This window comes from Anaerobacillus alkalilacustris (assembly GCF_001866005.1).
GTDB lineage: Bacteria > Bacillota > Bacilli > Bacillales > Anaerobacillaceae > Anaerobacillus > Anaerobacillus alkalilacustris.
In genome coordinates this window covers 125600-145650 of sequence record NZ_MLQR01000027.1, presented here as the reverse complement: position 1 = coordinate 145650, position 20051 = coordinate 125600, and the positions used below count along the sequence as shown (strand labels likewise).

The window sequence follows — 20051 nt, the reverse complement described above, 5'->3', positions numbered from 1 at the left end:
TAGGTTAAAATGAAATCGTAATGTTAAATGATGGATTTACTATTTGATATAAATAAAAGGGGACTGTTTATGAAACGGGCACGTTTAATTTATAATCCGTCTGCAGGTAGAGAACAAGTAAAACGACAATTGCCGTATATATTAGAGAGACTTGAAAAAGTAGGTTATGAAGCGTCGGCTCATGCTACTACGGGTCCTGGTTGTGCAACAAAAGCTGCGAAATTGGCTGCTGAGCGAAAATTTGATCTAGTTATTGCAGCAGGTGGAGATGGCACACTTAATGAAGTGATTAACGGTTTAGCTGAATTGTCGTACCGACCTAAGTTAGGAATTATTCCTGCAGGAACAACGAATGATTTTGCTAGAGCGATTGAAGTACCGAAATCGATAGAAGCAGCGTGTGATGTGATTTGCGAAGGTTTTGAAATGCCGATTGATATTGGTAAAGTAGGTGACCATTATTTTATTAACATCGCTGGCGGTGGTACACTAACCGAATTAACGTATGAAGTACCTAGTAAGCTAAAGACGATGATTGGTCAACTTGCGTATTATGCAAAAGGAATTGAAAAGCTTCCGAAAATTCATCCGGTTAAAGCTCGAATTGAGTACGATGGTAAACTTTTTGAGGACGAGATTATGTTGTTTCTCGTTTCCAATACAAACTCAGTAGGTGGTTTCGAAAAGCTTGCACCTAAAGCATCATTAAATGATGGGATGTTTGACTTAATCATTTTGAAAAAAACAACTTTAGCAGACTTCGTTCGATTGGTGAGTAATGCTGTTCGTGGTGAACACATTAATGACCCATCCGTCGTCTATGTACAAGCAAATAGAATTAAAGTTTATGTGGCAGAAGAAGTAGTTCATCTAAATTTAGATGGAGAATATGGTGGCACACTACCAGGAGAGTTTGTTAACTTAAGGCATCACTTTCAACTTTTCGTACCAGAAAAACGCTTTCGAAAATACGAAGAACTTGAGGACTAATTACAAAAAATGTAATAGTCCTTTTTATTTTGAGAAACTTTAAGAGGGTAATTTTGGATAAAATTATTTTTGGTTTTTAAAAACTTTTCTATAAATGTGTGGGTATATAAAGTGAAAGAACAAAGTTAACATGATTGATGATTTAAGTACAGTCAAGACTTACCTATGCTGTCCGTCTCAGAAAGTTTTATAAGTGTTGGTTAAAACAAAATACAGAAAGGAGTCGAAAGAATGAGTGAACAAGAATTGATTAAAGAAATACAAAGTGGCAACCAAACTGCCTTTAAAGATTTATATGACAAATATTTCGATTATGCGATTCGCGTAGCAACGATCGTCATGAACCGTCAAGCAACCTACGCTGGTGATGCAGTCCAAGAAACCTTTATCCGTGTTTATCAAAATATCCACTTATATGAGGGAGACCGACCGTTTAAACCATGGTTTTATAAAATTTTAATAAATGAATGTAATCGAATTTTGAAAAAGAACTCAAAGGTAGTTAGTGTAGCTGAAATTATTGAACGTGAACAAACGCAAACAGATCATGACTTCGTTGAATACGAAGATTTATACGATGCCATTAAAGGACTTGAACCACACAACCGAATACCGATTGTTTTAAAGTATTTAAATGGATTTAAAGAACAAGAAATCGCAAATATATTAGAGGAAAACGTGAACACAATTAAATCAAGATTGTTTAAAGGAAGACAAAAACTGAAACAGTTTTTAGAAGCCAAGAAGGAGGCGAACTAAATGAAAGATAAAAACGTCGATAAAAAAATAAAAGAAAGCTTACTAAAAAATACAGATGAATCTCTTCAGCAGAAAGCTGAGATTTGGAAAAACATTGAGAAGAAACTCGATTTTAGTGAAGAGAATAATAGAAATAAAATAACTAACATGGAGGAGAACAACATGAAAACTGAACAAAATGTAAGAAAGAATAGGAAGTCAAAAGGTTGGGTAACAGGTACGGTTGCGGCTGCGTTGTTACTGGGGATTTTTGCAACATCTACAGATACAGGTCAGGCTTTTGTTAATAATATTAGAGAATATTTTGCACCACAAAAACAAGTAGTCGAAGAAATGGAAGGTATGCCAGAAGAAAAAGAAGTAGTGTTAGAAGAAGGGGAAACTGGATACATCATTTATATAGATGCCGAAAGATATGAAATGGTCAAAGAAAATGGTGTAGATACAATTGTCTTTAAAGAGGAATTAGACGAAAGATATCCGGAAGTATCAATGTCAATCAGACAAGTAGAAGATAAGACGCCACAACAACTAGCAGATGAAATTCATTCTGAGTTAAAAAAATCGTTTGCTACTGTTGATGAAATTACTAACGTCACTGAGCCGGTTGATGGCCTATTCATTCATGCGATTGATGGGTACGAATGGAATAGTCCAGTAACTCAAGTGTACATTGTTTCAAACGAAAAAGAAGGTAGCTTTATTATCGAACAAAAATTCTTCCTTGAAGCAGCTGAAGGCCATGGTATGAGATTTGATCATATGCTAAATGAATTTAAAATTGTTGAAGTGGTCGAATAATAACAAACTAACAAAAAAGAGTAGAAATATTTCTACTCTTTTTTGTTCCATAATCAGAATTTATAAATTTCTAACTTGGAAACTGTCTAGCTTCAGCGCCTACGAGCTCGGTCACTTCAGTCCTTTTCGGAAGCCAAAGAGCGGCTTCCGAAAAGGCCTTCCAGTGCCTATCGCTCGTGACCAAGGCGCTTGCGCTTTTCTTGGCTACTAAATTTTGAAATTTACTCAGTTGGCATTTCTTGTTTTTTTTATGATAAAATCAACACTAGTATAAATAGAACGTAAAGGAAGTCGAAATGAAAAATGACAAAAGGAATTGCACCAGTTACTAAAAATGAAATAGTAGAAGTTACAATAGAAGATTTAACCCATGAAGGAGCAGGAGTTGCCAAAATTGATGGGTATGCGCTTTTTATTCCAAAAGCACTTCCTGGTGAACGAGCGAGGGTAAAGGTCATTAAAGTAAATAAAGGTTATGGATTTGGAAAGCTCGTCGAAGTATTAGAAAAAAGCGATGAGCGGATTGATGATATTCCTTGCCCTATTTTTCAAAACTGTGGCGGTTGTCAACTGCAGCATTTAAGCTATGAAGGACAATTGAAGCAAAAACAAAAACAAGTCCGAGATGTTTTAGAGCGGATCGGAAAAATTACAGATGTGACCGTTCATCCGACATTGGGAATGAGCGATCCTTGGCGTTATCGAAACAAAGCGCAAGTTCCGTTCGCAGAGCGTGAAGGAGGTTTAATTGCAGGGTTTTATCAAGAAAGAAGCCATGAAATTATTGATATGAACGCTTGTTTAATCCAACACGAAGAAAACGATAAAGTCGTCCAAGCAGTAAAAGAAGTTGCAAGTAAATTTGGTGTTCGTGGCTATGATGAAAAAAAACATAAAGGCACATTACGCCATGTTGTTGCTCGTTATGGAGTAAACACAGGCCAATTAATGGTTGTATTAGTGACAAGATCAAAAGAACTGCCAAATAAAACGAAATTAATAGAAGGTATTAGAGAACAGCTTCCAAACGTAACTTCAATTGTTCAAAATATTAATACAAAACGCACAAACGTCATTTTTGGAGATCAAACTGATGTATTATGGGGAGAAGAATATATCTATGACACGATTGGTGATGTGAAATTTGCCATCTCGGCCCGTTCGTTTTATCAAGTAAACCCAGGACAAACAAAGGTCCTTTATGATAAAGCATTAGAATATGCCAAGCTAAATGGTAGTGAAACGGTGATTGATGCTTATTGCGGAATCGGAACAATCTCATTATTTTTAGCACAAAAAGCTCGTCATGTTTACGGTGTAGAAATAGTTCCAGAAGCAATTGATGATGCAAAACGAAACGCGAAATTAAACGGAATGACGAACGTCGATTTTGCCGTTGGCGGAGCAGAAAAAGTTATCCCATGGTGGTACACCCAAGGAATTAGAGCCGATACCATCGTTGTTGATCCACCACGAAAAGGCTGTGATGAAGCTTTACTTGATACGATTATCAAAATGAAACCAAAGCGAGTGGTCTATGTATCATGTAATCCGGCAACATTAGCGAGAGATTTACGAGTGTTAGAAGATGGTGGTTATAAGACGGTCGAAGTGCAGCCGGTGGATATGTTTCCACATACGACACATTGTGAGGCGGTTGCTAGGATTGAATTAAATAATGAGGAATAATCGTTGATCTTCAACAGACCATTTAATTAAAATTTAATGGTCTGTTCTTTTGTTTGCAATTGTTCAGCAAACAGGAAAGATTGAGGAATAACACTTATATTACGCAAGGGACGGATAATGTCCAGTAGTGAAACTTAAAAAGAAAAATAGAAAAAACAACTTAATTCCTTATAATTTAATAAAGGGACGATGATCGGAATGGAGCAGGAAATACAGGACTTAAACTGTGGCGGATACGGTTATTCTTTATGATCTTTGGTGGAATCCATCGGTAGAGGAAAGTGTGAATGTTGTAATTAATTCTAGTGAAAACACTAATAATTTACTAGAGTCGATGACAAGTATAGCAGGGGAAGTTAATCAAAATCAAGAAATAGTCAATGAATTGAATAATCATGTAAACAAGTTTAAAAAAGTAGAAGGAAAAGAATGATAAATAGTAAAAATATAAGAGATGCACGTTAAGACGGTCGCGTTGATAGAGTTGAATTTGGAATTCAAAAATACACACTTTTACTAGTAATATTGTCATACTAATTCGCCCCTAAATTAGGTAAATTACTGACGATTGACTTGAGTGCTTTCCAAAGAAATAATAATTCTATGCTAATATCCGTGTTAAAAGTATTTTGTTATTATTGTTGTGTTTCTTCCATAAAAAACCGCCGTTGAAAAACTGACGGCGGTTATCTATTACATTTAATTGCCTGTTAATTGAGCTTTCTTAAGGTCAGACGGTTTAAGGTCGAAGCGATCTGCATTCATTACCTTGACCCAGGCATTTATAAAGTCACGTACAAACTTCTCTTTATTATCGTCTTGCGCATAAACTTCTGCAAGGGCACGTAGAATGGAGTTGGAACCGAATACGAGGTCAACTCTTGTTGCTGTACGCACTACTTCCCCTGTCTTGCGGTTACGTCCAACAAATATGCCTCCTTCTACAGGCTTCCACTCTACTCCCATGTCAAGTAAGTTAACAAAGAAATCGTTAGTGAGTGTGCCTACACGATCAGTGAATACACCGTACTCAGTGCCACCGTAGTTTGTACCTAGAACACGCATACCGCCAATAAGTGCAGTCATTTCTGGTGCGGTAAGGCTTAAGAGTTGTGCCTTGTCTACAAGGAGCTCTTCTGCACTTACACTATACTGCTTCTTCTGATAGTTGCGGAAACCATCAGCGATCGGCTCTAGCACTTCGAAGCTTTCTACATCCGTTTGCTCTTGCGAGGCATCACCACGTCCAGGAGCAAAAGGTACCGTTACATCAAAGCCGCCATTTCGTGCAGCTTTTTCAACTGCGGCACTACCGCCTAGTACAATCAAATCAGCAATGCTGACTTTCTTTTCTAGTTGATTTTGAATGTCTTCTAGTACAGTTAGTACTTTTGTAAGTTGCTGTGGCTGATTAACTTCCCAATCCTTCTGAGGAGCAAGACGGATGCGGGCACCATTAGCGCCACCACGCATGTCGGAGCCACGGAAGGTACTAGCTGAAGCCCAAGCAGTTGTAACTAACTCGCTAACTGTAAGTCCTGAGTCTAGGATCTTTACTTTAAGCTCTGCTACTTCTCTATCTGTTAATTCATAATCAACAGATGGTACAGGATCTTGCCAGATAAGTTCTTCTTTTGGAACTTCTGGACCTAAATATCTTGCACGAGGACCCATGTCACGGTGCAATAATTTAAACCATGCACGAGCAAATGCATCTGCAAACTCTTCTGGATTCTCATGGAAGCGCCGAGAAACCTTTTCGTAATCTGGATCATAACGTAATGCCATATCCGCGGTGGTCATCATCGTCGGAACACGAACAGATGGATCTTCTGCATCGGGTGCAAGGTCCTTCTCATCAGGATTTACAACAAGCCACTGATATGCACCTGCTGGACTCTTTGTAAGCCACCATTGATATCCAAACAATAGGTCAAAGTAACCGTTATCCCACTGTGTTGGATTAGCAGTCCAAGCACCTTCAATACCGCTAGTGATTGTGTCACGACCAATGCCCTTGCCGTGTGTGCTTAACCAACCTAATCCTTGCGCTTCAATAGGAGCAGCTTCTGGTTCTGGACCAACATGAGCTGCGTCTCCTGCACCGTGTGCTTTACCAAAAGTATGACCGCCAGCTATTAGTGCAACTGTTTCTTCATCGTTCATTCCCATACGTGCAAAGGTTTCTCGTATGTCACGAGCACTTGCAAGGGGATCAGGATTACCGTTTGGCCCTTCTGGGTTGACATAGATAAGACCCATCTGAACGGCAGCAAGTGGATTCTCAAGATCACGGTCACCTTTGTAACGGTTATCATCTAGCCATTGTGTTTCATTACCCCAGTAGATGTCTTCTTCTGGGTGCCAAATGTCTTCACGTCCTCCACCAAAACCAAATGTTTTGCCACCCATTGATTCAATAGCAGCATTACCTGCTAGAACGAGCAAGTCTGCCCAAGAGATCTTGTTGCCATACTTTTGCTTAATCGGCCAAAGAAGTCTGCGTGCTTTATCAAGGTTGCCGTTGTCAGGCCAACTGTTAAGTGGGGCAAAGCGCTGTGCACCAGTTCCACCACCACCACGTCCGTCACCTGTGCGATATGTACCTGCAGAGTGCCAAGCCATTCGGATAAAGAGTGGACCATAATGTCCATAGTCAGCAGGCCACCAATCTTGACTGTCTGTCATTAGATCGTAAAGATCCTTTTTTAGAGCATCGTAGTCTAACTTTTTAAATTCTTCTGCATAGTCAAATTCTTCGCCCGTAGGATTAGACTTTCTGTCATGTTGATGTAGAATATTCAAGTTTAACTGGTTTGGCCACCAGTCTCGATTTGACGTACCGCTAGAATTGTTACTAGTAGCACCACCGTGGTTAAACGGGCATTTTCCAACGTTAGCATGATCTTTCGCGTCCATATTTTCTCCTCCTCTTTTGTAAAAAATTAAGTAGTAAACAATTATGGTCTCTAAGATATATATGTCTATTGTAATTATAATAAACTATTATTTACATTTACAATAAAAGACTGTAAGAATCATACATTTAAGTCTTTAGGTTAAGAAGAATTATTTCAACTTAAAAAATCTTGTTGACAATAAAATTTTTTGAGTTGCAATACAATCCCCATCATAACAAATGAGAAGGAATATTAGGCAACACCCATCAAGAATATTCCTTGATTTCATAAATTATTGTGACAAAGCTATACCTTAAAATTCGGTGACACTAAAGAATAAATTCAAAAATCGAATGTTCTAATGGTATATCGTTATTTTGATACGGATTGAAATTGAGGAGGTATCGGCATATCAATTTGGAATAAATACGGTAAATGAAGTGAGGCAAGTCTTTTGTAAGGAAGGAGGCTTAGGATATTGGTATATGTGTTTTGAAGAAAGAATTTGAGAGGATAACTAAGAAAAAATAATGTTCTTAGCTGTTTTATCCACATTATCAGGTATTAGCGTTTATCTTAGTATCATGACAATCGAAGTGTGATTTTTCAAAAACAACTATCTTACGCCACAAATTTGTCCGCAGAATTTGGTAATAAAATACCATCTGTTTTTCTTATTTCGATATAATTCTTTTTCAACTATATCAATATGTTCTATGAACTTTTTCGTTATTTATTTCCTCTTTCATTTAATTTATGAGCCTTCTTCAAATCAGAAAAAGTAACATCCAATTTTCGGTCCATGTTGTTTTCGGGGATTGCTTTTATGGTTCATAATATTACATTTAAAAACGTTATTTCAACATCAGTAACTGTTAATAAAATGATAAACCACTTTCCTGTAGCAAAAAACTTCGAAAGTACTGTGGATAAGCACTTCACAATTTCATTTTATTACTTTTTGTAACGGGACAAGGAATTTCTCTGTCATTGTCCCTATGCTTTTTGCTCGTTAAATAATCTTTCACTCTCAGTTTTTTTTAAGTCTTTATTTAATAGGTGCTCTACCTTAACAACTAGTTCTTTAATTGAGAATGGTTTTATTAAAAGTTCAAGTGCTTTATCTGAACATAAATAATTGTTTATTGAAGGGTTTGTCGTAACAAATAAAATTGGAGTTTCTATTCCTTTATTCCTAATTTCCGAATATAACTGAAGTCCACCCACATCAAAATGGTTTACATTAGTGATGATTAAATCAAAGGGATCTTGTTTACTATTCAGAAATTGTTCTCCACTTTCAAATAGTGAAACTTTTATTCCCCTTAATTCAAGGTTATAGCTAATTAATAGTGCATGTGACGGTTCATCTTCTACCAGTGCAACCGTTTGGGTGTCTTTCTCTATGAAGTTCAAGGAATATCCTCTCCTTATTTAAACTAATTCTTTATCTGCTTTTAATTATTACAAGTCTGACGTATTCAATATAAGTGAATTTTTATAAAATTACAACTTATTATGTTGATTTGTTGTAAATTGGAAATCAATGAATTGATTTGTGAACTTTTTGGTATAGGCGGTACAAAGTTAAAGTTATTAAACATAATAAACTATCCGCCATTGCAATATGTCTCCTTACTAAAGTAAAATAAATATGAAACTGATTTCATGTTTATATTAACATTGGAGTGATTGACAAGTGGCTACTATATTAGATGTTGCAAGATTATCGGGGTTATCGAAAACGACTGTTTCACGTGTGATAAATAATCATCCGTATGTTTCCGAAGAGAAGAAAAAACAAGTATTGAAGGCAATGAAAGAGCTTGGATATACACCGAACCCTTCTGCTAGAAGGCTAAGAGGCCAGTTAACGACAACTATAGGAGTCATTGTACCTAGAATTGTAAATCCATTTTTTTCGCATTTAGTTAATTCTATAGAACAGGCTGCTTATAAAAAGGGATACCAAGTATTAATTTTCCAAAGTTATGAAGATAAGGAAAAAGAAATAGCATTTTTAAACTTGTTAAAAACAAAGCAAGTAGATGGAGTTATTATGACTTCAATTGAAAATGATTGGAAGATGATTGAGTCATATAAAGAATATGGGCCTATTTTGTTATGTAATGATTACGTAAACCAGACGGTTGCTCCTATGATTCGTTTAGATCAATCGAAAGGGGCCTATTTAGGGGGTAAACATTTAATTGATAAAGGTCACCAAAAAATTGCTTATTGTACAGGTGGATTGTTCGATGAGGAGGGTAAAGGTAAAGACCGCAATCATGGTTTTCAAAAAGCATTACATGAAGCTAGAATTAAGATCAATCCGAAATGGATTTTTGTAGATCAGCATACAATTGCAGATGGTAAGCAAGTTATGAAACAAATACTAGAAATGGATGATCGTCCAACGGCTATTTTTACCGGAAGCGATGAAGTAGCTGGTGGAATAATCATTGAAGCAAAAGAGCAGGGATTAGCGATACCTCAAGATTTAGCAGTTGTTGGTTTCGATGACCAACCAATTGCAGAGATACTAGATCCTAAATTAACGACGATTCGCCAACCAGTCGATCAGATGGGGGAAAAGTCAATACAAGTAATGCTTAATATACTAGACAATCCAGAAACGGAAATAAAAAGTTATGAATTGCCGATAGAATTAATTGTTCGCCAATCTACTTAGTTATGAAGTTATTATGTGAAGACAAGGAAATCTGATTGTTTTTATGTTGAAAACTAGGCTTTTGTTTCTAATAATTTAACGAAAAGCTTAGTTTTTTTTCATGTTATAGTATGATATTTCATTTCGTTATACTATATAGTGTAGATAAAAAAATATAAAGAAAGCGTTGACAGGAAACAAAAATGAAAATATAATAAACTTATAACGATTTCGACATATTTTTCACGTAATGTGGAACCGATACCACGTTATTGTTGATGATTGTTTTGTATGGTATTCAAGGAAAAAACGTTTCTTTTCTTTACTGGTAAATGAACGTATCTTTTTACTTTTTTTTAAACAATTATGGGAACGATACCATAAAGTAACACAGGAGATATTATTTATGAAATGATCTTAAATATAGTTTATTAACTAATGGAGGGAATAGCATGGAGAAGAACTGGTGGCAAAAAGAAGTGATTTATCAAATTTACCCGAAAAGTTTTTATGACTCGAACAATGATGGGGTAGGAGATATAAGGGGAATTACAGAAAAGCTCGATTATTTACAGTCTTTAGGAATTACGATGGTGTGGATTTGTCCTATTTATCAATCTCCAATGGCTGATAATGGATACGATATCTCAGATTATTATCAATTAAACCCTGAGTTTGGAGATATGAAAGATCTCGACGAATTAATCGCTCGAGCAAAAGAAAAAGGGATTAAGATTGTCCTTGATCTAGTGATAAACCATACATCAGATGAACACCCATGGTTCCAAGATTTATTGAAAAATCCTAAGACTAGCAAGTATAGAGAGTACTATATTTTGAAATCTGGTAACAATGGCGAACCACCTACAAATTGGCGCTCTGTTTTCGGTGGTAGCGTTTGGGAACCTCTGAAAAATACAGATGAGTACTATTTCCACTCTTTTGATATTAAACAACCTGATTTAAATTGGGAAAACAGAGAAGTCCGAGAAGAGTTATATAAAATGGTGAATTACTGGTTGGATAAAGGAATTGCTGGATTTCGAGTAGATGCAATAACGTTTATTAAGAAAGATCAAAGCTATGAAAATCTCCCAGCAGATGGAGTCGATGGACTTGTAAAATGTACAAAGAAAGCTCGTAATCAACCGGGGATTGAAAAATTCCTACATGAACTTAAAGATGAAACATTTTCGAAATATGATTGTGTGACGATTGGTGAAGCGCCTGGAGTACCTTATGAACAATACGGCGATTACATTGGGGACAATGGCTATTTTTCAATGATCTTTGATTTTAGATATGCTGATCTTGATGTGGCTTCTGGAAGTGAGTGGTTTAAGCGAATTGACTGGAATGTATTAGATTTAAAGAAATTAATCTTTACTAGTCAAAAAGAAATTCAAAAAGCAGGCTGGGGAGCGAACTTTTTAGAAAATCATGATCAGAACCGGTCAATAAGTAAATATATAAAAGAAGAAGAGAAGCGAAACTTTTATTCTGCAACAATGCTTGGAGCAATGTTTTTTTATCTTAGAGGGACACCTTTTATTTACCAAGGGCAGGAAATTGGCATGACGAACTTTGAACGTAAAAGTATAGATGAGTTTGATGATATTTCGAGTATTGATCAATACTATCGATCTATGGATGAAGGTTATAGTGCAGAAGAAGCACTTCATTTTATCAACTTACGAAGTCGTGATAATTCAAGAACGCCATTTCATTGGAATGATAAGGAATATGGTGGTTTTTCTGAAGTGAAACCTTGGTTGGGGATGAATGAAAATTACGATACGATCAATGTGGAACAACAAGAGCAGGATCCGAATTCTATCTTAAATTTTTATAAAAAAATTATTCAAGTTAGACAAGCAAGTGAATGCTTAATTTATGGAGAGATTGAGCCAATTTTAGAGGACCATCCAACGGTTATTGCTTATAAAAGAAGGTTGAATGACGATGAAGTCGTTTGCTATTTCAATTTTTCAGCCGAGGGTCAAAAAGTTGAATTAGATCATAATCATTATGATGTTTTATTAAACAATTACAATGAAGAAAAAGAAACAATATTAGATAAGGAGTGTTTATTAAAACCTTATCAAGCATTAATTCTTAAAAAGAAAGGAGCGAGTTATCATGAGTGAGAATAAATACGAACGTATAGGAAAAGAAATTGTTCAAGTCATTGGTGAAGATAATATTGAATCGTATGTTCATTGTGCGACAAGGTTGCGGTTCTCTGTTAAAGATCGCGAAAAGATTGATGATGAGGCAATTGAAAAAATTGATGAAGTTAAAGGTGTATTTTATAATGCTGGCCAGTATCAAGTCATTTTAGGTGCTGGTATAGTTAATAAGGTTTACACAGCTTTAAGAGGAGGACAACCTGATCAAGAGGATGATCCTGTGAAAAAGGATTCTTCCTCCTCTAATAAGGAAAAAGGAATTAGAAAAGCGGTACGAACGTTAGCGGATATCTTTATTCCGATTATCCCGATTATTGCTGCGACAGGTCTATTCCTTGGTTTGAAAGGTGTTTTGTTCAGTGATGCGTTCTTAGGGTTAATGGGCATGAGTAATAACGATATTCCTGATTATCTTCAGACACTTATCTCAGTTTTGACAGACACGGCTTTTGCTTTCTTACCAGCCTTAATATGTTGGTCTGCTTTTAGAAATTTTGGCGGTATGCCGATTATTGGTTTTGTACTTGGGTTAATGCTTGTTTCTCCTGCCTTACCTAATGCGTATGCAGTCGCAGATATTAATAGTGGAGTAGATCCGATTATGGCTTTCGGTTTTATCCCGGTTGTTGGCTATCAAGGAAGTGTATTAACGGCTCTTATTGTTGGTATCCTTGGAGCGAGACTAGAGAAGAAGTTGCGTGCGGTTATGCCAAATGCATTAGATTTAATCTTTACGCCATTCTTTGTTTTATTAACTATGATGATTACTGGATTACTTATTTTAGGACCTTTGTTACATTTTGTGGAAATGGGATTGGTTACGGTTGTAACTCAATTAATTGATTTCCCTCTTGGTATTGGCGGACTGTTAATTGGTTTTATCTATCCATTAGCAGTTATGACGGGGATGCATCATTTATTTATCATGATTGAAACAACGTTGCTAGCAAATACTGGGTTTAATCCACTTATTACGCTATGTGCAATGTACGGATTCGCCAATGCTGGTACTTGTTTGGGAATAACAATAAAAGCGAAAAAGAGTACGGTAAAGGTTACAGGAGCGAGTGCAACTGCTACCCAATTACTTGGTGTTAGTGAACCGGCCTTGTTTGGTGTTGTTATGAGGTATAGTATGAAACCGCTTTATGTTATGATTTCTTGTTCGGCTGTTGGTGGAGCTATTCTCTCTTTATTAAATGTTCAAGCGAATTCATATGGATTAGCTGTAGTTCTTTCTCCATTAATGTATATTTATGATTGGAGTCAACTCTTTGCTTATCTAGTGGTGTCCGTCATTATATTTGTTGCTGCCTTAATCATTACCTATTTCTTTGCTGTTCCTAAAGAAGTCATGGTAGAGGATCAATAACAGAAAGTAAACAATTAAGTGTGTAATGATGGATTTGTTTCAATGTTCTCATTGAAGAAGAAAAGTAGTTGGAAGGATAACATAAATAGCCATCACTTACTCTATTAGGATAGAAAAAACGCAAAGAACATTACTAGTTCTTTGCGTTTCCTTTTTTATCTGAATTTTTTTTAGGGTAAAAGACCCCCACCTCTAAGCGTAGCGAAGGTGGGATTTTCCGATGTTTCAGCTTGCTTAAACGAGTTCACTACGTAATTTTATATTTAAACCCATTAATTCATTCACATGCGTCCTCATCTATAAAAACTATTCCATTCATCTAAAATCGGCAAGGATACCCCCACTTCAATCGTGTGAAGGGCATAGCCCAACGATAAGTGGGGGAGAAATTGCCGTCAGATACGGTATGGTACGTTAAAATCGTAAGATTTTGTACCATATTAAGTATCTGAAACTTCCACCTTGTTACTCCTTTCTCTATTTCAGTTATTTAACTTTCACTAAAGTTTTGGTATAATTTAGTTAGTGAAAGGTGGTGAAGATAATGTCTACAATTACTGCAAAAATACAAATCTATGTTTCTGACAATCAAACTGAAAGTCTAAAAATAACAACTAATGCTTATCGTAAGGCTTGTAACTGGTTATCGAAACACATATTCGAAACGAAAAATCTAAATCAAGTAAAACTTAACGATTTGTACTATAAACAACTACGCAATCTATTTGATCTAAAAAGTCAAATGGCTCAATCTGTGATGAAAACTGTAATAGCTTGCTACAAGTCGGCTAAATCGAATGGACATGAATGGTCTTTGATCGAATTTAAACTTCCAGAATATGACCTTGTGTGGAATCGTGATTACTCACTAACCCAAAATCAATTTAGCGTGAATACACTTGATGCTCGTTTAAAGCTAAATTATGAGCGAAAGGCTATGAAGAAATACTTCAATGGCACTTGGAAATTCGGTACTGCTAAATTAGTGCATAAGTACAAGAAGTGGTTCTTACACATCCCCATGACAAAAGAGTATCAAGCGCTAGATTTTGCAAATGTAAACAATATCGTTGGTGTTGATTTAGGCATTAACTTTCTTGCGACTACTTATGATAGTCAAGGTAAAACTACTTTCTACAACGGAAATGTTGTTAAGCATAAGCGTGGTGCATTTAAAGCTACTCGCAAACAGTTACAAATGCGACAAAAGCCATCTGCTCGTAAGAAACTAAAACAAATCGGTTCAAGAGAAAACCGTTATGTAACTGATGTAAACCATCAAATTACAAAGGCACTCGTTGATAAACACCCTAGAGGTACGATGTTTGTTTTAGAAGACTTAACAGGTGTTCGTTCTGCAACAGAAAAAGTACGATTGAAAAATCGCTATGTTTCGGTGTCTTGGGCTTTCTATCAGTTCCGTCAAATGCTTGAGTATAAAGCTGAATTGAATGGACAGAAGGTAATTGTAGTAGCCCCAAAATACACTTCTCAAACTTGCCCTAAATGTGGACACGTTGAAAAAGCAAATCGCAATAAAAAACTACACACATTCAAATGTAAAAATTGCCAATATCAATCAAATGATGATCGTATTGGTGCAATGAATCTACACCGTAAGGGAATTGAACATATTGGTGTAGTTACCACAGGAGTATAACTCTTGCGGTAGGGGCGAAGTCAACCGTCCTTATGTTCCACCACGCTAAGGTAGGAGAGCATGGCTCGTTCGCACTACTGGGGAGGAATAAGCGTAGTTGTTCTCTGCGAGGATAAGAAGCAATGTAAAACTCTGACAGACGCAAGCCCCCACTTCAAACAGACCGCAAGGTCGTTAAGTGGTGGGTCGTTGACAAGAGGGGCTTTTCCTCTAAAAATTAAATCCAGATTAACTATTGAACCCAAGTGAGAGATTGATAATCTGCATAAGCTAAAGTTTAAGTTTTGATTTTGGCCATTCGCCTATAAACTCTGGTTCCTTATAATCGAAGTAGTTTCTTAATATTTCGTTTCGATCGTCTAAGAAAAGCTGATCGGCTACCGCTGATATGAGTCGAGGTAAACCATACTTTAAACCGGAAAGTGCAGATGCTGAAATCCCACAACTAACTAAAGCAGAATAATTAAAATTAAAAATACCATGTAATAATTTTTCACCGACATTATCACGACTTGTAAAGGCAAAGCCAGGACTAAGGTAAGGGTGAGTGTCAACTAAAGGGTTGGCTATTTCTTTTGGTGCCTTATAGCGATCGCGCCACCTAGTGATATGTTTTTCAATAAGGCTTAACTCTGGTCGTAATGCTGGATCAGTCAATAGACCGGTACTGATGATTAAGAAATCGAAGGTGAAATGTCCTTGTGGAGTAGTTACCAATGCACCTTCATTTGTAGCTTCAACATTCAGCCATGGAGCACCTAAGTGTAAATGGAATCCCGGCCAAGAAGAGGAGCGCTGAAAAGTATCATTTGTTGGCGGTTGGTTGTAATGGAAGAAATGAGCGATCGTAGCATATTTTTCTGCATCTGTAAGAGTGTGATAGCGTTCGATAATACCGGAACCTTCGAGCTGGCGTATTGGATTGACCCGTGGTAATTCTTTACGGCGGACAAATATGTGAGCCTCAGAAACGCCTTTAGTTAGTGCGAAATTTGCATTTTCAAAGGCAGACGCTCCCCCACCTAAAATGGCAACCTTCTTGTTCTTGAGTGCTACAAAATCAATATCTTCTGAAGTGTGAGCATAGAGAAATCGTGGTAATTTTTTAGAAATAAAAGCTGGCACATGCCATTCACCACCGCCTTGAATACCAGTAGCCAAGATTACTTTACGGGTAAGTAGGGTGGTTGTTGGGGCTTTGTTTCCTGAAATATGAAGCCGGTGAATATCCTCTCCTGTTGGTTCGAGTAGTTCTACTTTCACCTCATTCATTACCGGTAAGTTTAGTACTTTTCTGTACCAACGCAAATAGTTCATCCAGTCGCTACGTGGGATTTTATCGATTGAATCCCAACCTTTTGGTCCAAATTGAGCTTTCCACCATGAGCGGTAAGTTAATGAAGGAATACCAAAATCAATGGAAGTTAATTGTTTTGGTGTACGTAATGTTTCCATCCGTGCATAAGTCTCCCAGGGACCTTCAAATCCTTCAGGGTTCTCATCGACTACGATGATGTTTGAAATTCTCTCGCGTAAAAGCCCAAAGGCTGTAGCCAACCCACTTTGTCCCCCACCAATAATCACAACATCATAAACATGCCCTTCATCGCGTGTGAATGGCTGAAGCCAGTCTTTACCTCCGTAGGCAAGGTAGGAAAGATCTCTTTTTACTTGCTGCTTTAAGGTTTCTATGTTCATTTCATTCATCCCTTTCAACTTTGTCCATTTCGTAACGTTGGATAAAATTCATTTTCAATGGAGTGAATTACTTAATGACCAAAACCGACCCACATATACCTTTCTATACCTAGTTTCGAACGGTTCAGTGTAACTTGATATAACGAGAGTAATGAAATTCAATAATAAGATTGAAAAACATTTAGTGGAAATGAAATTTTTCCCTTCCTAATTTCCTTACAGTGAATGACAATCTCAGAGATTCTTAACCGGAATTTTTCCTAGGATTTTTCAATTCGAATCTGTATAGGTGTTTTAAATGTACACAATTTTCATATTTTACATAACTTATGTGTTATATTTTCTATCCGATTTTACGAAGAAATGAATTATATAGTACAAAATAAAAGTAAGGAAGAAAATAAAAACTGATTAGCTCTAATAAAATCAAATTAAGTTAACATTTTCTTTAACACGAAAGGAGAAACGATATGTTTTCGATTCGAGAAGTAAATAATATGAGTCAGGTTGAATTCATGCGGATAATAGGTTCGGTCTTTGAACATTCTCCATGGGTTGCAGAAAATCTAATCAATTTACGTCCTTTCGTTCATTTAGAAGATATGTTTGGAAAAATGGTAGTGGGAGTTACTGAAGCCAGTCATGAAAAGAAATTGGCACTTCTAAACGCGCATCCAGATCTAGGCTAGGAACAAGAATTCAATTAACGAAAGATTCTAATAAAGAACAAATAAATGCTGGGCTAAGTGGATTATCAGAAGAAGAGTATATAGAGTTTTCTTCATTAAATAAGAAGTATATTGAAAAGTTTGGGTTTCCTTTTATTATGGCTGTTAAAGGGAAAGATAAAGAAACAATTAAGGCCTGTATGAAGGAAAGGATAAATTTTTCCTATGAGGAAGAAATCGAAGCGGCACTTATACATGTTTATAAAATTGCCAAATTTCGTTTGGATGACTTGATTTCAACATACGATGTAAACTGAAAAAAATTTGAAAAAGGAGACTAAAATAAGCTTAACTACACATGTTCTTGATGTAAGTTGCGGCAAACCAGCAGCTAATATTTTAATAGAGCTATGGCAATTATATTCTACAAATACCCGAACATTAATTGGTACATTTACAACGAATGAGAATGGAAGAGTTGATAAGCCGTTATTAGAAACTGAAAATATGAAAATCGGAACATATGAGTTGGTATTTCATGTAGGTAACTATTTTAAAAACAATGGAAGGAATCAAGAAGAGCTATTGTTTTTAGGTACGGTCCCTATCCGTTTTGGAGTTGCGGCTAAAGGGCATTACCATGTTCCGTTGCTTATTGCTCCAGGTGGCTACAGTACGTATCGCGGAAGCTAGAAAAAAAGAAGAGGCTAACATGTTAACTTCTATGAAAGATATCGTAACGTTTGAACAATGGCGGAGAATTAGTCTATAATAATATGTATGGTTTATGCAGGAGCGACAAAAATCTAAGTTCCTATGGACCAGCTGGAGATATTTTGGGTAAATGGAACCATTTAATAATACGAATCAATAAGTAGTTTGACGAAAAGGGGAAACAGTACAGGAGGAGATACAATATTCCTTCTATATCTGTTTTCCTTTTTATATTTTCTGAAATTATGGAACTCACAAATATAAGAAATGAGTTTACATGTTCATTTATTTTGATGACTAGAAAGTGAAAAAACACGTAAAAACAATTCTTTGTGAGTGAAAGGTTCCATGGTGTTGACTAGGTGAAATTCTTGGTGTAAGGTACATTAAAAGGTGCTGATGGCCTCCTTTAAAATTAATTGTTTAGCAAACATAATTTTACAATTAATTAGTGGAATTTTCGGAAAATAGATTGACAGTTACCCATAAATCATGGTACAAACATTATAACGTATTTTAATTTAATGCATAAAAGCATAAAAGCATAAAAGTGTTAAAGTTTTAGGATTTGATATAAACTAATAAAAGAATTGTTGGAGGGTGTCTTACCATGAAAAATTGCAAGATTTTAGATTGTACCATTCGTGATGGGGGTTTAATTAATAATTGGGATTTTAGCGTAGAATTTGTCCAAGATTTATATAATGGCCTTAGTGCTGCTGGTGTGGAATATATGGAGATCGGCTACAAAAATTCGGCTAAATTACTTAATGCGACTGAGCCTAATCCATGGAGATTCCTTGACGATAATTTCCTTAAAGAAATTATCCCTGAGAAAAAGTTCACGAAGTTATCTGCTCTTGTAGATATTGGACGTGTAGATCCAAATGATGTTTTGCCTCGTGAACAAAGTGTGTTAGATATGATCCGAGTAGCATGCTACATCCGTGAAGTAGATAAAGGTTTAGAGCTTGTACAAATGTTTCATGATATGGGATATGAAACATCACTTAACATTATGGCTTTATCAAGTGTACCTGAACACCAAATTATTGAAGCGTTTGAATTGGTAAAAGAAAGCCCTGTAGATGTTGTTTATATCGTTGATTCTTTTGGAAGTTTAGATCCGGCAGATATTGAACACCAAGTGAAAAAGTTCAAAGCAATGCTACCTAATAAACAGCTCGGAATTCATACACATAATAATATGCAGTTAGCATTCGCCAACACATTAACTGCTCTACGCAATGGAGTTACGTTTGTAGATTCTTCCGTTTATGGAATGGGACGTGCAGCAGGTAACTGTAATACAGAGCTTCTCGTTAGCCATATAAAAAAATCTAGCTATGAGCTTAAACCAGTACTTGGTGTTATTGAAAAGCACATGTTAGAGATGCGTCAGAAATGGGAGTGGGGTTATATCATTCCCTACATGGTTTCAGGTACACTAAATGAACATCCGCGAGTTGCAATGGCTTACCGTGCTAGTGACGAACGGGATCAATTCGTTAATTTCTATGACAAGGTAACATCACCAGAAGCTTCTATAAGTCCTGCATCAAAATAGCTGAAATTGAAAAAGGTACCCAATCACTTTAACGGGTTCCGTTACCTATCGCAAACATTAAAAATGTATTATTAATTGACCGTCAAATTTTATGCTAATTTGACGGTCAATTTTTGTTGATATAAAAGGATTTGCTAATTATTTTATACAAAAATTGTCCATAGACACTAGCCAGAGCTGCTGAAGGCCAAAACTAGGCTGAAACGAGTGCTAAGTGTCCTTCATAAAGTTGCTGAAGGATTGCACTGACTAATGCGGCGATAATTCAATCAGATATTCAAACTAGGCTGTTTTCACAAGTGTTGTTGTGATTGGATTTCCAGGACTATAGTGGAATGGAGCGGAAGGCAGCACTTGACTCCTGCGGGAAAAA

General features: G+C 36.3%; 16 protein-coding genes. 13 read left to right on the top strand and 3 right to left on the bottom strand.

Features of this window, described 5'->3' with window-relative positions; translation table 11 throughout:
- The first annotated feature begins 69 nt into the window (after nucleotides 1–69).
- The 5 genes from BKP37_RS10165 (at nucleotide 70) to BKP37_RS10145 (ending at nucleotide 4672) form a co-directional block, all read left to right on the top strand.
- Nucleotides 70–990, top strand: a complete 921-nt coding sequence (locus BKP37_RS10165; RefSeq protein ID WP_071309494.1) for a diacylglycerol kinase — start codon at nucleotides 70–72, stop codon at nucleotides 988–990.
- A 231-nt stretch (nucleotides 991–1221) separates the two neighbouring features.
- Nucleotides 1222–1749 (top strand): RNA polymerase sigma factor, encoded by a 528-nt coding sequence (locus tag BKP37_RS10160; protein ID WP_071309493.1) that lies wholly within the window; start codon nucleotides 1222–1224, stop codon nucleotides 1747–1749.
- Nucleotides 1750–2550 carry a hypothetical protein gene (locus BKP37_RS10155; RefSeq protein WP_071309492.1) on the top strand — a complete coding sequence of 267 codons (801 nt, stop codon included), beginning with the start codon at nucleotides 1750–1752 and terminating at the stop codon, nucleotides 2548–2550. It abuts the gene before it with no gap.
- A 303-nt stretch (nucleotides 2551–2853) separates the two neighbouring features.
- On the top strand, nucleotides 2854–4239 hold the full coding sequence (rlmD, locus tag BKP37_RS10150; RefSeq protein ID WP_071309491.1) for a 23S rRNA (uracil(1939)-C(5))-methyltransferase RlmD: 1386 nt from the start codon (nucleotides 2854–2856) through the stop codon (nucleotides 4237–4239).
- A 226-nt stretch (nucleotides 4240–4465) separates the two neighbouring features.
- Nucleotides 4466–4672: a hypothetical protein gene (locus BKP37_RS10145; RefSeq protein WP_071309490.1), complete on the top strand. Its 207-nt coding sequence runs from the start codon at nucleotides 4466–4468 to the stop codon at nucleotides 4670–4672.
- A gap of 266 nt (nucleotides 4673–4938) precedes the next feature.
- On the opposite strand, the gene katG is transcribed toward BKP37_RS10145, so the two are convergent.
- Nucleotides 4939–7158, bottom strand: coding sequence for a catalase/peroxidase HPI (gene katG / locus BKP37_RS10140; protein WP_071309489.1), 2220 nt, complete (start codon nucleotides 7156–7158; stop codon nucleotides 4939–4941).
- A gap of 977 nt (nucleotides 7159–8135) precedes the next feature.
- Nucleotides 8136–8555 (bottom strand): response regulator transcription factor, encoded by a 420-nt coding sequence (locus BKP37_RS10135; RefSeq protein WP_071309488.1) that lies wholly within the window; start codon nucleotides 8553–8555, stop codon nucleotides 8136–8138.
- A gap of 283 nt (nucleotides 8556–8838) precedes the next feature.
- Here BKP37_RS10135 and BKP37_RS10130 point away from each other — a divergent pair, with 283 nt between their 5' ends.
- The 4 genes from BKP37_RS10130 (at nucleotide 8839) to BKP37_RS10115 (ending at nucleotide 15031) form a co-directional block, all read left to right on the top strand.
- Nucleotides 8839–9831: a LacI family DNA-binding transcriptional regulator gene (locus BKP37_RS10130; RefSeq protein WP_071309487.1), complete on the top strand. Its 993-nt coding sequence runs from the start codon at nucleotides 8839–8841 to the stop codon at nucleotides 9829–9831.
- Nucleotides 9832–10262: 431 nt separating this feature from the next.
- Nucleotides 10263–11957: a glycoside hydrolase family 13 protein gene (locus BKP37_RS10125; protein ID WP_071309486.1), complete on the top strand. Its 1695-nt coding sequence runs from the start codon at nucleotides 10263–10265 to the stop codon at nucleotides 11955–11957.
- The gene (locus tag BKP37_RS10120) at nucleotides 11950–13371 is read left to right on the top strand and encodes a PTS transporter subunit EIIC (RefSeq protein ID WP_071309485.1); all 1422 of its coding nucleotides are present in this window, start codon (nucleotides 11950–11952) and stop codon (nucleotides 13369–13371) included. The genes BKP37_RS10125 and BKP37_RS10120 overlap by 8 nt, the downstream gene beginning before the upstream one ends.
- Before the next feature lie 544 nt (nucleotides 13372–13915).
- Entirely contained in the window at nucleotides 13916–15031 is a 1116-nt protein-coding gene (locus BKP37_RS10115; protein ID WP_071309484.1) for an RNA-guided endonuclease InsQ/TnpB family protein, read from the top strand.
- 270 nt (nucleotides 15032–15301) lie between these two features.
- Here the strand turns inward: BKP37_RS10115 and BKP37_RS10105 are convergent, their stop codons facing one another.
- A complete protein-coding gene (locus tag BKP37_RS10105; RefSeq protein WP_071309482.1) occupies nucleotides 15302–16729 on the bottom strand; it encodes a flavin-containing monooxygenase in 1428 nt (475 codons plus the stop codon).
- A gap of 470 nt (nucleotides 16730–17199) precedes the next feature.
- Between BKP37_RS10105 and BKP37_RS20505 the strand changes: the two genes are divergently transcribed.
- The 4 genes from BKP37_RS20505 (at nucleotide 17200) to BKP37_RS10090 (ending at nucleotide 19678) form a co-directional block, all read left to right on the top strand.
- Nucleotides 17200–17418: a 2-oxo-4-hydroxy-4-carboxy-5-ureidoimidazoline decarboxylase gene (locus BKP37_RS20505; RefSeq protein WP_245712500.1), complete on the top strand. Its 219-nt coding sequence runs from the start codon at nucleotides 17200–17202 to the stop codon at nucleotides 17416–17418.
- Nucleotides 17382–17714, top strand: coding sequence for a 2-oxo-4-hydroxy-4-carboxy-5-ureidoimidazoline decarboxylase (uraD, locus tag BKP37_RS20500; protein WP_342707785.1), 333 nt, complete (start codon nucleotides 17382–17384; stop codon nucleotides 17712–17714). Before BKP37_RS20505 ends, uraD begins: the two co-directional genes overlap by 37 nt.
- Before the next feature lie 7 nt (nucleotides 17715–17721).
- Nucleotides 17722–18090 carry a hydroxyisourate hydrolase gene (gene uraH, locus BKP37_RS10095; RefSeq protein ID WP_245712499.1) on the top strand — a complete coding sequence of 123 codons (369 nt, stop codon included), beginning with the start codon at nucleotides 17722–17724 and terminating at the stop codon, nucleotides 18088–18090.
- Nucleotides 18091–18721: 631 nt separating this feature from the next.
- Nucleotides 18722–19678, top strand: a complete 957-nt coding sequence (locus tag BKP37_RS10090; protein WP_071309481.1) for an aldolase catalytic domain-containing protein — start codon at nucleotides 18722–18724, stop codon at nucleotides 19676–19678.
- The last annotated feature ends 373 nt before the right edge of the window (nucleotides 19679–20051 follow it).

Excerpts from the sequence above, each read along its gene's own strand:
- BKP37_RS10165 (WP_071309494.1), top strand. The coding sequence starts at position 70 with ATGAAACGGGCACGTTTAATTTATAATCCGTCTGCAGGTAGAGAACAA.
- rlmD (WP_071309491.1), top strand. The coding sequence starts at position 2,854 with ATGACAAAAGGAATTGCACCAGTTACTAAAAATGAAATAGTAGAAGTT.
- BKP37_RS10105 (WP_071309482.1), bottom strand. The coding sequence starts at position 16,729 with ATGAACATAGAAACCTTAAAGCAGCAAGTAAAAAGAGATCTTTCCTAC.
- BKP37_RS10115 (WP_071309484.1), top strand. The coding sequence starts at position 13,916 with ATGTCTACAATTACTGCAAAAATACAAATCTATGTTTCTGACAATCAA.
- BKP37_RS10155 (WP_071309492.1), top strand. The coding sequence starts at position 1,750 with ATGAAAGATAAAAACGTCGATAAAAAAATAAAAGAAAGCTTACTAAAA.
- BKP37_RS10160 (WP_071309493.1), top strand. The coding sequence starts at position 1,222 with ATGAGTGAACAAGAATTGATTAAAGAAATACAAAGTGGCAACCAAACT.
- BKP37_RS10120 (WP_071309485.1), top strand. The coding sequence starts at position 11,950 with ATGAGTGAGAATAAATACGAACGTATAGGAAAAGAAATTGTTCAAGTC.
- BKP37_RS10090 (WP_071309481.1), top strand. The coding sequence starts at position 18,722 with ATGAAAAATTGCAAGATTTTAGATTGTACCATTCGTGATGGGGGTTTA.
- katG (WP_071309489.1), bottom strand. The coding sequence starts at position 7,158 with ATGGACGCGAAAGATCATGCTAACGTTGGAAAATGCCCGTTTAACCAC.
- BKP37_RS10125 (WP_071309486.1), top strand. The coding sequence starts at position 10,263 with ATGGAGAAGAACTGGTGGCAAAAAGAAGTGATTTATCAAATTTACCCG.
- BKP37_RS20505 (WP_245712500.1), top strand. The coding sequence starts at position 17,200 with ATGTTTTCGATTCGAGAAGTAAATAATATGAGTCAGGTTGAATTCATG.